Below are 14,082 nucleotides of genomic sequence, written 5' to 3'. Positions count from 1 at the left end.
TTATCTACGTGGCGGGCGATTCCGCGGTTTCAAGATTATTTAAGTTCGACGACCGTCACTCCGGTGCCGCCTTCGTTGTAGGCGCCGATCCGGTAGCTCTTCACGTGGCGGTGGCGGCGAAGGTAATCCTGGATGCCGACGCGCAGGGCGCCGGTGCCCTTGCCGTGAATGAGATACACCTGGGGAAAGTTCGCCAGGAACGATTCGTCGAGGAACCGGTCGACCTCGATGATCGCTTCCTCGATGTTGTGGCCGCGCAGGTCGAGCTCGAGCCGCGCGTTCTCGTCCCGCGTCCGCTTGACGGTGGAGGTCGCCTGCGGCGCCGGCTGCTTGGCCTTAGCGGCTGCGGCCTTGACCAGCTCCAGCTCCTTCACCGGCACCTTCATCTTGAGGATGCCGAGCTGCACCGTGGCCTCTTCGGCGCCGATGTCGACGACCGTTCCCTTCTGGCCGAAGCTGGCCACCATCACCTCGTCGCCCGGCTCGATCGGACGGGTTTTCTTCGCCGGCGCGGCGCTCCGCTTGGGCGCGAGCTCCGGCACCGCCTCGTCGAGCCGACGGCGGGCGTCGATCAGCTCATGCTCCTTGACGCGCACGCCCTCCATGCTGAGTCGTCGCAGCTCGGCGATCACTTCGTCGGCCTCGCGCCGGGCTTTGGCCACCGCGGCGGCCGCATCCTGCTCCGCCTTGGCGAGCAGCTTGCCCCGCTCCTCCTCGAACCGGCGGCGCTCCTCCTCCAGCTTCCGCTTGGCCGTTTCCGCCTCGCGGCGCAGGCCTTCCGCGGTCTCCCGCTCCGCCTCGGCGGTGAGCCGGTTTTCCTCCAGCGTGGCGATCATCGTCTCCACCCGCTGGTCCTCCTCGGTGACCTGGCCGCGGGCATGGTCGATGATCCGCTTCGGCAGGCCGAGCCGCTCGGCGATGGCGAAGGCGTTGCTTCGGCCGGGAATGCCCACGAGCAGCCGGTATGTGGGGCTCAGCGTGTTGATGTCGAACTCCATGCTGGCGTTGATGACGCCTTTCTTATCGTAGGCGTAGGCCTTCAGCTCGCTGTAGTGGGTGGTGGCGATCAGCCGGCTGCCCATGGAATGAATGTAATCCAGGATTGAGATGGCAAGCGCAGAACCCTCGGCGGGGTCCGTTCCCGCCCCGACTTCGTCCAGCAGCACCAGGCTCTTCGGAGTCATCCCGCGCAGGATGGAGATAATATTGGTCATATGGCTGGAAAACGTACTCAGGTTCTGCTCGATACTCTGCTCGTCGCCGATATCGGCGTAGATGCCGTCGAAGACGCAGAGCTGGCTTCCGTCTTCCGCCGGGACGAACAGCCCGGACATCGCCATCAGGCTGAGCAGACCGACGGTCTTCAGCGACACGGTCTTGCCGCCGGTATTGGGACCGGTGACGATAATCGCGGAGTAGTGATTGCCGAGTTCCAATTCGAGCGGCACAACCGCCCCCGGGTTTAGCAGCGGATGCCGCCCTTTCTTGATCTTCAGGAAGCCGCGGTCGTTCATCATCGGCAGCGTCGCCTTCATCTCGCGGGCAAGATAAGCCTTCGCGAAGATAAAGTCCAGCTCGGCCAAAATCTCCAGGTTAGCGCTGAGCGCGGGCACGTCCTCGGCCACGAGAGCGGTCAGCATCTGGAGGATCTTGTCGACCTCGCGTTCCTCCTTCATCTTCAGCTCGCGCAGGCGGTTATTCATCTGGACCACCGCCTCCGGCTCGATGTACATCGTCGCCCCCGAGGCCGATTGGTCGTGCACGATGCCGCCGAAGTGGCTGCGGTATTCGGCCTTGACCGGAATGACATAGCGGTCTCCGCGGATCGTCACCAGGTTCTCCTGCAGCATCTTCTGCACGGACGGCGTGCGGATCATCTGATCCAGCTTCTCGCGGACGCGCGATTCGCCGGTCCTCAGCTCCTGGCGGATGCGGTTCAGCTCCGGACTCGCCGAATCGACGACAAATGCCGCCTCGTCGATGCACCTGAGGATGCTTTCCTCCGTCTTGCGATCCTCGCTGATCAGCTCCGCGAGGTCGGAGAGCAGCGGAATGGCGTGATCCTCGGCCGCCAGCTCGAGAAAGCGCCGCAGCCGGCGTCCTCCCTGCATCGTGTTCGCGATATCGAGCAGCTCGTTCGGGTTCAATACGCCGCCCAGCTCCGCACGCCGAAGCGGCGCGCGGACATCGCGGATGCCGCCGAACGGAGCGGGCCCCTTCAACCGGTCCACTGCAGCGGCCTCGTCGGTCGCCTTCAGCCGCTTCTTCACCTGTTCCAGATCGGCGCTGGGCGCGAGCGCCTCCGCCCGGGACTTGCCCAGGCTGGTAGCCGCGCGCGCGGCGAGCCGTTCCTTGATTTTATGAAATTCCAACGTCTTCAGAATTTTGCCTTCCAATTGGCTGGTTGCATGGCCTTCCACTCGATCCTTCTCCCATCTTGATTCCGGCATTTCGCCTTTTATTATATCCAATGGCGCACGGAGAAGCTATTCCACGGGTTACCTATAACGGAAAATTCCGCATTCCGCCGCGTTTGGTTTATGGGATGCCCAAGGCCGGGGAACCTTACTGGAGAGCGGCCTTCTCCTATCGCCCTTCACCCGACTCAGTTCGCTCGTAAGCGGCAGGCGGAAGAGGCCGCAGCCGTTTTCCGGCGGTAACGGACGGCAAAGCGCAGTGAACAAGGCTGCAAGCGAAAGGAGGTACAGGACATGCGCATCTTGGGAGCCGTCATGCGGTTTGTGGTGACCGCCGTCGTGCTGATGATCACGGCTTGGCTCGTTCCGGGATTCCGGATCGGCAGCTTCGGCAGCGCGGTGCTGCTTGCGCTGGTTATCGCCGTCGTCGGTTGGCTGGTGGAGAACCTGGTCGGCCGGGAGGTCACTCCTTTTGGACGGGGGATCGTCGGCTTTCTGCTCAGCGCCGTCGTGATCTACATCGCCCAGTTCGTCGTTGCGGGAAGCCGCGTCACCCTGCTTGGAGCCTTACTCGCGGCTTTGGTGATCGGCATCTTCGATCTGTTTGTTCCCATCTCCGGAATCGGCAAACGCAATTCCAACGCCGGTATCCACTAGTGTAAAAATTTCGAATTTTCGGCACAGTCAACCGACTTCCAATTCCGTTACAATGGTTCAAATGCGGACGGGCGGTCCCTCCTTCCCCTTCGGCAGTCAATCCCATGCCGCCAGCGAAGGAGGAGCCTGCCACCCGTTGAGACTCACTGTTCCGGACAAAGAGGCGAAGGGGTGTTGACGTTTGTTTCCGTTGTTTCTCGATTCCTATCCATCTTCCGACCCTACTGGCTCGACTGTAGCCCGTCAAGCACTCCTGGATTCACTGAAACGGCTCCCGATGAATACGCTCTTCGCTCAGGCGGTGGCGGAGGGAAAGGTGAAAGGAACGGTTTATGCCGATGACCCGGCAGACCCGCAGGCATTCTACATTGTGCATCCGTATGGAATGTCGCTGCTGTTCGGCCGCCCGGAACGGCATTCGTTCCGGCAGAAGGTCGACGAATACATAACGAATTCCGCCGGGACCCGGCCGGCAGCCGAATGGCTGCAAGCCTATCCGCCGGCCTGGAAGGAGGTCCTCCCCTCGCTTCAAGGAGCCGTCGAGGAGCACGTACGGGTGAACTTCCGGCTCAACCGCGAGGCATTTGCGGAAGCCTGCCGAGCTAGACGCGAAAGCACGAACGCTTCCGTCCGGGAAGCAGAGCGGCTGGAGCGGGAAGAAGCCATGCGGCTTAGGGGAAGCGTCGTTCCCGGATTGTTCTGGCGAAAGGAGGCCGCCGAGGAAGGAAAAGCCGCCGAGGCTGGGCGGACCCCCGAGCCGAATGTCGCCTTCGCCGTCCGCGGCGGAGACGGTTCGGTTGCATCCGTCGCCTTTTCCTCCTGCCTGACGCACCGGGAGCTGGAGATCGGCATCGAGACGATGGAGCCCTTCCGCGGCCGAGGGATGGCGTTCGATGCCGGCGAAGCGCTCATCGACTATTGCCTGGAGACCGGGCTGGAGCCCGTATGGGCCTGCCGAGAGAGCAACGCCGGGTCTTATGCCCTCGCCTGCAAGCTCGGGTTCGAACCGGTCTTCACTTTGCCCTATTACCACCTGCCGGGCTGATAAGGATTAACCATGAACCGACACAATGCAATTCGAACCATTCCAGGAAGATTCGTGGGCCATGGAACGGCACTCGGAGCCTGGGAGCAATCAAAAGCAAGGCGGCCGGCGTCGATGAACGCATCGACGACCGGCCGCCTTTTTTGCCGGGGGAAGTAAGATTCTCATTCCCCTTCTTCGAGCTGAATATAGGCCGACAACTCGGTGATGATGTGGGAAAACTCGTCCTCTTTAGTGCTCGGTGTTTCGGAACTCGGTAGGTGTATAACCGGTGTAACGTTTAAAGAGAAGGGAAAATTGTGACGTCGAAATATAGCCGAGCCGCTGGGAGATCAAGCTGACCTTCAGCTTGGTGGTTGCTAACAGCTCCTTGGCCTTTTCAATCTTCATTTGCTGCAGATGCTTCATAGGGGACATATTGAACACCATGGAATACCTGTTACTCAAATAAACCGGATTACAATCGATCAAGGCGGCCAGATCCTGTAAGGTGATGATTTTCTCATGATTTTGCCGAAGGTAGCGGTTGACCTTGATGAGTCTGCTGTCGATGCGGTTGGATGGGGCTTTGGGAGGGTCGTCCATAGAAGCTGCGCAGGATTCGGCAGTCCCGGTAGATAATGTAGTGAGATATGTGCTAATCAAATCTTGGTTATGACAGCTCACGCAGTCCGAAAACAGAGGTTCCAGCAAGCTGCGAATATGGGAGCTGGCCACCGGATCGATGGTAGAAATAATCGGTCCCGGCGGATGATGTCCGTCATGTAGATCAAGCAGCACAGCCCGATAATAGGCTGGAGCATCGGTGAGGTTGTGAAGGAGAAAGTCCTGAGCGAGAATCAAGTCCCCGTCCGCAAGCGACATATCCACGGTTCCCATGGTGAGGTGTACCTTGGAGTGGCTCTCCAGATAGAGGTATTCATTTCCCCGCAGATGATAGGCGATCGACCGTTCGGGAAGCAAGCAGCCTTGCAATATAATCAAAACAACTTCATTCATCGGCATCATTTTCCTATGAGTGTTGTGGTAAAGAAAAAAATGACGGACGTTACCTCAGCTTAGACCAAACCAATTGGTTGATTTTGCGAAGGGTCGCAAAATGCTTGTACCACAGCTCGGCATCGTCAAATACAATCCCGAATCGCTCCTCCAGTCGTACAATCAGGACGATGGTCTTAATGGAATCCATTCCACAGGAACGAAGATCCTGGTCCGCAGGGGGATTGAAATAGGGGGTATTCAACAAAGATGCGATCAGTTCGATGATGGCTCGGGAGCAATCATCCTTTTGCATTTGCTTGGGCCGATGATCAGTTGAAAACGTTTCATAAGGCTGCAGGTATGAGCGGATTGACATAAAGTCACCCCATCATCACTTGAATAAAACAAAAACGCTTCCCTTAATAATTTAACATTAAATTCTATTTGGCCTAAAGTCAAGTAAATAACATAACCTATGTATTTCGCCCTAACTAATAGTAAAAAACCAAAAAGAGCCTAAGAAAATGCCACAAACCTAAAGAAAACACCTGACTTTCTGAACTGCCATCATAATGGCAAAGGATACCATTTCCCAGGGTGTATTTACTATATTATAGTTTATTTTACAATTTATGAGTTATAAATGCCGTCTCACTCTTGTTGTCAAAAAGCGTATCCGCATGTGAGAAGCCCTTGCCCTTGGCTAACCGTTCCTACTGCCAAGCCTGCAGCGGACTTTCACCGCCAAGTTATCTCCCATTCCGGGCGTACACAAAGGAACCCGGTGAGGAAGCAGGGAGTCACTCCTGTTCACCGGGTTCGATCCCTCTAGAGGGTTACACCAATTGATCAATCTCTTCTTCACTGAGCTCGCCGCTGGCCAGCTTCTCCAACAGGGCATCCAAGTCAAGCCCTTCCTTCACCGGCTCCGCTGGCTTACTGGGCTCCGGCCGCTCCGGCTGCTCTGGCTCGATCTTGCTTCGGATATACTCCGCCATGTCCATAACCGTCGCGTGTGTGAAAATATCCGATATATCGATACAATCGGGGAATTCCTTATTCAGCTCTTTCCATAACAGAGTAGCCAATATAGAATCGCCGCCCAAATCATAGAAGCTCTCATACATGTCGATCTGCGGAAGGCCCAATACCCGGCTCCAGATGGCTTCTACGCGATCTTCCAGCATACGGCTTCCAGAATCGGACGCGGCCCCTGGAGCCATGGTCCTCGGGGGGGGCGACTGCTCCTTGCGCTCAGCCTCAAGCCGAAGCCGCTCCTCCACATCAAAGGGCAGTCGACCCCGCTTCTGGCGCAGCTGCTTCTCGTTAATCTGGCCCAACAGGACCTTATGGACCCTCCTGGAGAGGACGGCGTCGAAGGCTGCCATGGCCTGACCGGTGCCGATGGATTGGAACACATCTCCATCCATATCCACCTCATAATCCACCGCCATCCCGATTTCATTCCATGCCGGCCAGTTGATGGAGAGGGTTTTTTTGCCCCGCATCATACGGCTGCTGGCGTAGGCGTCCAAGTAGCAGTTGGCTGCCATGTAATCGCCCTGCCCGACCTCAGGCAGAATGGCGGAAATCGATGAGAACATTACGAAGAAATCCAGCGGATCGTGCTCCGTTACATGATCTAGGATCCAGGTGCCTTGGACTTTAGGCGCCATAACCTGATGAAACGTCTCCCGGCTCTTCCTGATGAGGAAGCCATTACCTGCTACGCCAGCAGCGTGAATGACGCCGTGAATGGGGCCATACTGGGCCCGAACAGAAGCGATGGCGGCCTGGACCTGACACAGGTCGGCAATATCCACGCTCATGCACTCCACCTCGGAGCCGCTTTGCTCCAATTCGCGGATGGCCTGAATTTTCCCTGCCAGCTTCGCGTCGGCACCATCCGACAATAGAGCATCCCAGGTTTCAGCCTTGGGCAAGCCCGTGCGTCCCATCAGCACCAGCTTCACCGCCTCTCGGGAGGCCAAGTGTTTGGCGAATGCAAGGCCAAGCCCCCCAAGCCCGCCAGTGATGACGTACACCCCGTTAGGTCGAATCATAACCGGCTCTTCAGGCAACTCCTCCACCACCACACGCTGCAGCAGGGGGGTATACCGGATGCCTTCCCGCAGCGCGACCCTAGGGTTCGGCGAGCGGAACAGCAGCTCTTGCAGGAGCTGCTCCGGGGTCGTATGGGCATCGATGTCGATGGACCGGCATTGCAGCTTGGGATACTCCAGGCTTATCACTTGGCTTAGGCCGAACCATGCCGCATGATGAGGCTGAATCCGCTCCTCCCTACCAGTCACAGCATAGGCAGCCTCACCGACAAGCACAACATCCAGCTTGCGGACTGCGCCTGCCTTCAGAAGACCCTTGACGGCGAGGAACAGACCGTACACTCCTCGCTCAAGCTGCTCATTCAAGCCGTCCAGCTGTCCTGCAGCTTGGTCAGTGAAGGTCTGCAGGCAAACCATTTGGCTGATGCCCCGGTCGTTGACAGCTTCGAAGAGCCTCAGGAAATCCTCTTCGCTTCCGTCGACGGAATACTGGTTGCGGCTGATGGCGACGAACGGATGGCCCAGGCTGACCTCGATCACTTCCTTGAACCGTTCCTTTAACCGCTCGACAGTTGCGGCAGCGAACCGGGTACTTCCCTTAAGCACCAGGCACGGTGCGTCCAGATCAACTTCCTCCCAGGACTGCGGCTCGGACTTCACCCAACCCATATCGAAGGCGGCCCAATCCTTGCTCGTGGCTTGAAGCTCCCCATGCACCCTCTTGATGGAATAGTCGTCGATCTTGACCAGAACATTTCCTTGCAGATCCAACAGCAAAATATCGAAGACGACAATTTCCCGCTGGCTGCCGCTTGTGGTTTTCTTACGGGTATACGTATAGAAGGTCCGAGGCAGCCTGCCGCAGAGGGTCACCGTGCCATAGGAGAACGGCAGGTACAGCTCTTCTCCGACGCTTCGGAGCGCCAGGTTCACCGCTTCGTCCAGCAAGGCGGGATGAAGGTTGTATTGGCTGACTTCCTCTACGAACTCCTCCCGCATGCCAATCAGGGCCAGGTACTCGTCCACTCCGAAGAACGACTCCTTGATGCAATCCCATCGGAGGCCGGTCTCGATCCCCTTGCCCCGCTGGTAGGAATAAACGGGTAGGCTGCCCCCTGTACAAGCGGATTTCAGCGCAGCCACCGAATGCTTCGGCAGGCTAATGGCATCCTCCAGGTGAATCCTGCCTTCCGCATGAATCACCCACGGGGATTGCTCCTCGCTTCTGCTGGCAATAACGAACTCCGGGTCGTTAGGGCCCAGCTTGATGATGGTATGGACCTCCCGCTTCTCCTCTCTGCCTGCAATCATCGGAGACAGGAACAATACGTTCTTCAGCTGAAGCTTCTTATGGGGGAAGCTAACTCTTACAGCCTCGGTGATTAGCTCCAGGTATACGGTGCCCGGCACCACATACAATCCATTCACGATATGATCATGGAGGATCCAATGGTCAGCCGGCGTAAAGACGCTTTCATAGATCATCCGGTCCAGGGAAATGGTCAAGCACCGGTTCAGCAGGGGATGCCGCACACCTGCCTCGTGCATGGAGAATTGGTCCACCACGGAGGGACTTTGTTTGGCCACCCAGCAGCTCTTCCGGTGAAAGGCGTAGCCCGGCAGATGGAGTCGGCGGTGCCGCCCCTCCGGGTAGAGCACGTTCCATGAGACGTCTGCGCCATCCACGAACAGCTGGCACAGAGTGGACAAGCGTTCAACGTCCGCCCATAGCTTCTGGCCTTGCGCAAGAAGCACCTCTGCCTGTTCGGTCATCCCCCGCTTCTGGGCCAGGGTAATCTCCCCGTTCATCAGCCGGGCTGCGTGATCGGAGGCCAGCTTGTGGCAGCCAGACCAAGCCCTTCCCTTCGAGAAGCGGTCCCTATCCTGAATGGAGAATTGGCACAGCTTGTCCATGAGCTCATCGGCCGTGCGGAAGCATATCGCCAGACGGTGCGAGAAGGCTTCCCTTCCGGTGTTCAAGGTGTAGCACCAATCCCCTAAGGGAAGCTTCGGGTTCTCATGCAGCAGCCGCAGATGCTGTCTAGCCATTTCCCGCAGGGCAGGCATGCTCTTGGCTGACAAGGTAACAAGATAAGGCGCTCCTTGCAGCGGACCGGCATCCTCTCTTAACCCCTCCTCTCTGCTTGGCGCTTCCTCCAGCACCACATGGCAGTTGGTGCCGCTAAGCCCGAAAGCACTGACCCCGCATCTTCGGGGGAACCCGTTTGTTTCCCAACGCCGCAGGGTATCGTTGACGTACACCGGGGATTGCTCGAAGCTGATCTTCCGGTTTGGCCGGTCAAAGTGCAGCGACGGCGGCAGCTCCTTGTGAACCAGACATAATACAGCCTTCACCAAGCCGGCCAAGCCCGCAGCGTTGTCCAAGTGGCCAATATTGCTTTTTACCGACCCGACCCCGCAGAACTGACGCTTGGTGGTGTACCTCCTGAACGCCCGCTCGATGCCGCTAATCTCAATGGGATCGCCCAGCTTCGTGCCTGTGCCATGCACCTCCATGTAGGAGATGGTCTCGGGGTCCACGCCTGCATCATGCCAAGCGCGAAGGATGACCTCCTCCTGTGCTGCTGCATTGGGTGCAGTTAACCCGACTGAACTGCCATCCTGGTTCATAGCACTGCCCTTGATGACGGCATAGATGGAGTCCTTGTCCGCCACCGCTCGTGCAAGAGGCTTCAAGAAGACGGCAATGGTGCCTTCCCCTAACCCGGTACCCTCCGAATGGTCGTCGAAGGTTCTTGTTCTCCCGTCCGGTGACGTGATGCCCAGCTCATCCTCTTTTTCTCTTATGCTGGCAAGAGGAAGCAGGTCGACCTTGATAGAGCCGGCTATCGCCATCTCGCATTCGCCATTCCGCAAAGCCTGACAGGCCAAATGCACCGCAGCAAGGGAAGAGGAGCAAGCCGTATCCACCATAAGACTGGGGCCCTTCAAATCCAGCAGATACGAAATCCGGCTGGCGATGATGGAATGAAGATTCCCCGGAATACTCACACTGGCCAGAGACGGATCAATAGCTTCAATAATATGCTTGTAGCTCTCGCCAAAATCCGTACTGTGCCCCACGTACATGCCGGTCTTCGTGCTCTTGATGCGCTGTCCGCCATAGCCTGCATCCTCAATCACATGCCAAGCGGTTTCCAGGAACAGCCGCTGGGCCGGGCTCATCAGACTTGCTTCCCTGGGCGAGATCGAGAAGAGCTCATGATCAAACCGGTGAATCTCATCCAGAAACCCGCCCTCATAATACGCCCGCTCGTCCTTCGGGATCCCCAAGTATTCGATGTAGCTGTCGTTATGGGCCGCTCTGTCCGCAGGCAGGGGGCGGATACAGTCCTCCCCCTGCCGGATCACTTGCCAGTACGCCTCCTTCCCATTCGCCTTCGCGATGGTGCAGGAAATTCCGATGATGGCAATATCCCGGCTGACCGGCTGATGCTCCACTTCGATCTCTTCATCCACATCCAATTGAATAAGCATCATCTGCTCGGTTAGTTCATTCACTGGCCTTCCCCCCACATAAAGCAATGCTGTCCATCTGTGAAATAAGAGCCTGATAATAGACATGCTCGGCTTGCAGGATGTCCCCAAGCAAACGATCCACTTCGCTGATTTTTTTCGGGGCGTAGTTGGCTGAGAAATAGTACTTCGTCAATATCGATCGTACCTGACTCCACTGCTCCACCATTGCGTCCGCCTGTCCGGTAAGGCTGTGATGGGGGCCGAACAAGACGTGGCTGCGGAATTTATCGACCTTCTTGCCGTCAATCAGCCCATTGAAATCCTCGATCATCTCCTTCACATGAAGCTGCAGGCACTCCTCAGACGAGATCCATTCCTTGACCTGGGAGAAGAAGCGTTCCAGCTTGGGCAGACCGGCTCCAACCTCTTCTTTGGCTTCCAGCAGGTTGCGAGCATACATCAAGGTGTCCTGTTCCAGCAAGGAGGGCTCTACAAGCCCTCGGGACTCTAAGGGGTCCATGGGAAATGTTATAAAGGCCGGGAGACCCGTATGTTGTTTGTAATGGGCGAGAAAGCCCTTATATGAATGAAGGACATCCTCCTGGCTGATCGAGCAGCGTTTGTAATTGAGGCTGTCTTTCTTGTCATGTTCAAGGGCAAGAAACGTGCCGTTCTCTGCATCATAATCCAGGAGGAGCAGGGCATGGGGCCAATGCTCGATCTGATAGGTATCCCTTCGCCTGGAGCTGTAGAAGCAATCGACCCAAAGAATTACGGGATGTTTGCGAAGCATCGCTTCACGCAATTCCTCGAGCAAGGAGTCCGCAGAGCCAGCAGGTTCATCCTCAAGCCCGAGATCCCGCCCATAATTGTTCAGCATGATCCTGTCAGCTTCCGAGATCTCGCTCTCTGCCGGCTGATCGGTGGAATGACTCTTCCCCACCATGGTCATTCCCATGGAATCGAGGATTTGCTTCACCGACTTCACCGAACGGTAGCTAACCTGGGAGTCAGCCAAACTGGAGGACTTGTCAAAGGCATACAAGAGCACATCATTCGCCAGGAACGGCGTAATGGAGCCTCCTGCATAGAAAACTACGGGGAATAAAGAGTTATAGAAGCAGTATTTGTAGAAGACCTCATTGAAGGGCTCCCACTGGTTGGCAGTCCGACGGAGGACTGCATCAGCCTTCGTTCCCGTATCAGCACCCCAATCGGTACTCGTATCAGGTGACGCATCGGTTCCCTGATCAGCCCCTGTCACTGCAGAGCGGCTGCCATCCACATAAGCCGCAAGCTTCCTTAGGGTGGGATAACGCATCAGATCAGTTGCAGTGACCTCCATGCCCTGCTCCAGCATCCGCACCTCGATATTCAGCGATAGGATGGAGTTGCCGCCCAACTCATAGAAATCGTCATCCAGCCCGAGGTGATCGGTTTCCAGCACCTCGGACCAGATCCTCCATAACGCCGCTTCAGTCGCTCCGAAGCCGCTCCTAGCATTCTGGTCCAAGGAGGAATCCTCATCCTGATCCAACCAATAACGCTTCGCCTCGAAGGGATAGGTGGGCAGGCTGATTTTGCAGTAGTCCAGCCCCTTGTAATACTCCTCCCAGGGGATCTCGGCTCCCCGCACGTACCATTGGCACAGTTCCTTCAAGCGGGCGGCGCCCCCGTGATGCCCCTCCTCTTGAAGCCATTGCTTCGCTAGTGCGCTCATGCGCAGCTTCTCCGATTGGCCGCCCTTCGCGGGCGCCAGTCCTCCACCATAGAAGATCCCTTCCGACTCGCTGGTCAGCAGTCCCTTCTGCAGGATGCTGGCCAGCCGCTCACGCAGCTCGGGGATGTCCTGGAAAAGGATGGCCAGGCGGACATGCCGGTGCTCCCTGCCCGTGTTCGCCGTGAAGCAGAGGGCCTCCCTGCTCACATGCTCATTCTGCGCCAAGAACTGCTGGTACTTGCCTAATAGCCGGAGCAGCCCTTCCCTGGAGGCGGCAGACAGGGTGATGACTCCCTGTCCATAGGGGGCAGCGGCCGAACGGCTCTCCAGCGGAATCGTCGCCTCCTCCACCACCATATGGCAGTTCGTTCCGCTGAAGCCGAAGGCACTGACTCCCGCCCTTCTAGGATGGCTGCCCTTCCTCCACTCCCGTGTGCGGTCTACCACGTAGAAAGGACTGTTCGGAAAGCTGATGTAGCGGTTGGGCTCTTCGAAGTTCAAGGTAGCCGGGATGACGCCTTCCTTCAGGGACAGCACGACCTTCAGCAAGGAGGCCATTCCTGAAGCGCCTACCGTATGTCCGATGTTCGTCTTTACAGAGCCGATGCCGCAAAACTGCTTCTTCCGCGTATACCTTCCGAAGGCTTGCGTTAACCCCTTCACCTCAATCGGATCACCCAGCACGGTCCCCGTGCCGTGGGCTTCCATATACCCGATGCTCTCCGGCTGTACGCCCGCATCCTCCCATGCGGCAACCAGCACATCCTCCTGGGCCTCTGCATCCGGCGCAGTGATGCCGTTGCTGGTTCCGTCATTGTTGACGGCGCTTCCCGCAATGACTGCATAGATATGGTCCTTGTCCTGAATGGCCTTCTTCAGCGGTTTCAGGAGCACCACCCCTACACCTTCGCCCCATACCGTGCCGTTGGCGTTCCGGTCGAAGGTCCGGACTCGGTCATCCTTGGAAGCGACCATACTGAGTTCATCATCCTCAACCGCCGGCTTCAGCTCCAGACAGATGCCTCCGGCGATTGCCATCTCGCATTCCTGATTCTGAATGGCCTTGCAGGCCGTATGAACAGCAACCAATCCCGAGGAGCAGGCGGTATCGACGACCATGCTGGGCCCGCGCAGGTTCAAGACATAGGATACTCGGCTGGCCAAGATGCCGGTCCAGGAGCCCGTAACCGCAAGAGGGTTCTTCTTGTGCTCCTGCGGCGGGTAGTCCGGCTTGGACGTGTGATCGACGCCGACGTATACTCCCGTTCTGGACCTGCGAATCGGGCTGCCTGCGTAGCCCGCATCCTCAACAGCCTCATACGCCAGCTCCAGAAAGACCCGCTGCAGCGGATTCATATATTTGGCTTCACTCGGTGCGATATGGAAAAACCCTGCATCGAAGGTATCAATCCGGTCCAGGTAGCCGCCTTTCTTGAATGTCTTGCCCTCTGCCTGAGACCCGAAGTCATCCCGCTCTCTAAGCTTGGGGAAGTCTTTGATGCTTCTTCGGCCTGCACATAAGTTGGACCAATACTGCTGCGGCGTATCCGCATCAGGGAAGCGCAGGCTCATCCCGATGATGGCAACCTTGTCCCGCTCCGCTTCCTTGCCCGGGTGCTCCTGCAGCTCCAGAAGCAGCTCCTTCGCTTCTTCCTTGGTCATTTTTTGCCCGGCGACTTGCTTATAGATGTACTTCTTCACCTTGTCCATATGGAATCC

At 57.4% G+C, this 14,082-nt stretch carries 7 protein-coding genes; 2 read left to right on the top strand and 5 right to left on the bottom strand.

Annotated elements, in window-relative coordinates:
* Positions 1-35 precede the first annotated feature (35 nt).
* Complete coding sequence (locus ACSEXS_RS03185; RefSeq protein WP_438433071.1) at positions 36-2,396, bottom strand: endonuclease MutS2; 2,361 nt, start codon at positions 2,394-2,396, stop codon at positions 36-38.
* A gap of 315 nt (positions 2,397-2,711) precedes the next feature.
* Between ACSEXS_RS03185 and ACSEXS_RS03180 the strand changes: the two genes are divergently transcribed.
* On the top strand, positions 2,712-3,074 hold the full coding sequence (locus ACSEXS_RS03180; RefSeq protein WP_438431735.1) for a phage holin family protein: 363 nt from the start codon (positions 2,712-2,714) through the stop codon (positions 3,072-3,074).
* 316 nt (positions 3,075-3,390) lie between these two features.
* Entirely contained in the window at positions 3,391-4,119 is a 729-nt protein-coding gene (locus ACSEXS_RS03175; RefSeq protein ID WP_438431734.1) for a GNAT family N-acetyltransferase, read from the top strand.
* Between the two features lie 231 nt (positions 4,120-4,350).
* Here the strand turns inward: ACSEXS_RS03175 and ACSEXS_RS03170 are convergent, their stop codons facing one another.
* From ACSEXS_RS03170 to ACSEXS_RS03155, 4 genes are all read right to left on the bottom strand, one after another.
* On the bottom strand, positions 4,351-5,118 hold the full coding sequence (locus ACSEXS_RS03170) for a helix-turn-helix domain-containing protein (RefSeq protein WP_438431733.1): 768 nt from the start codon (positions 5,116-5,118) through the stop codon (positions 4,351-4,353).
* 49 nt (positions 5,119-5,167) lie between these two features.
* Positions 5,168-5,413: an acyl carrier protein gene (locus ACSEXS_RS03165; RefSeq protein WP_438433070.1), complete on the bottom strand. Its 246-nt coding sequence runs from the start codon at positions 5,411-5,413 to the stop codon at positions 5,168-5,170.
* Between the two features lie 523 nt (positions 5,414-5,936).
* A complete protein-coding gene (locus ACSEXS_RS03160; protein WP_438431732.1) occupies positions 5,937-10,685 on the bottom strand; it encodes a type I polyketide synthase in 4,749 nt (1,582 codons plus the stop codon).
* Entirely contained in the window at positions 10,678-14,073 is a 3,396-nt protein-coding gene (locus tag ACSEXS_RS03155) for a beta-ketoacyl synthase N-terminal-like domain-containing protein (RefSeq protein WP_438431731.1), read from the bottom strand. The genes ACSEXS_RS03160 and ACSEXS_RS03155 overlap by 8 nt, the downstream gene beginning before the upstream one ends.
* Positions 14,074-14,082 lie beyond the last annotated feature (9 nt).

Origin of the sequence: Gorillibacterium terrae, from assembly GCF_051594785.1 — a bacterium.
Classification (GTDB): domain Bacteria; phylum Bacillota; class Bacilli; order Paenibacillales; family NBRC-103111; genus Gorillibacterium.
This window is presented reverse-complemented; position numbering and strand designations above follow the sequence as displayed.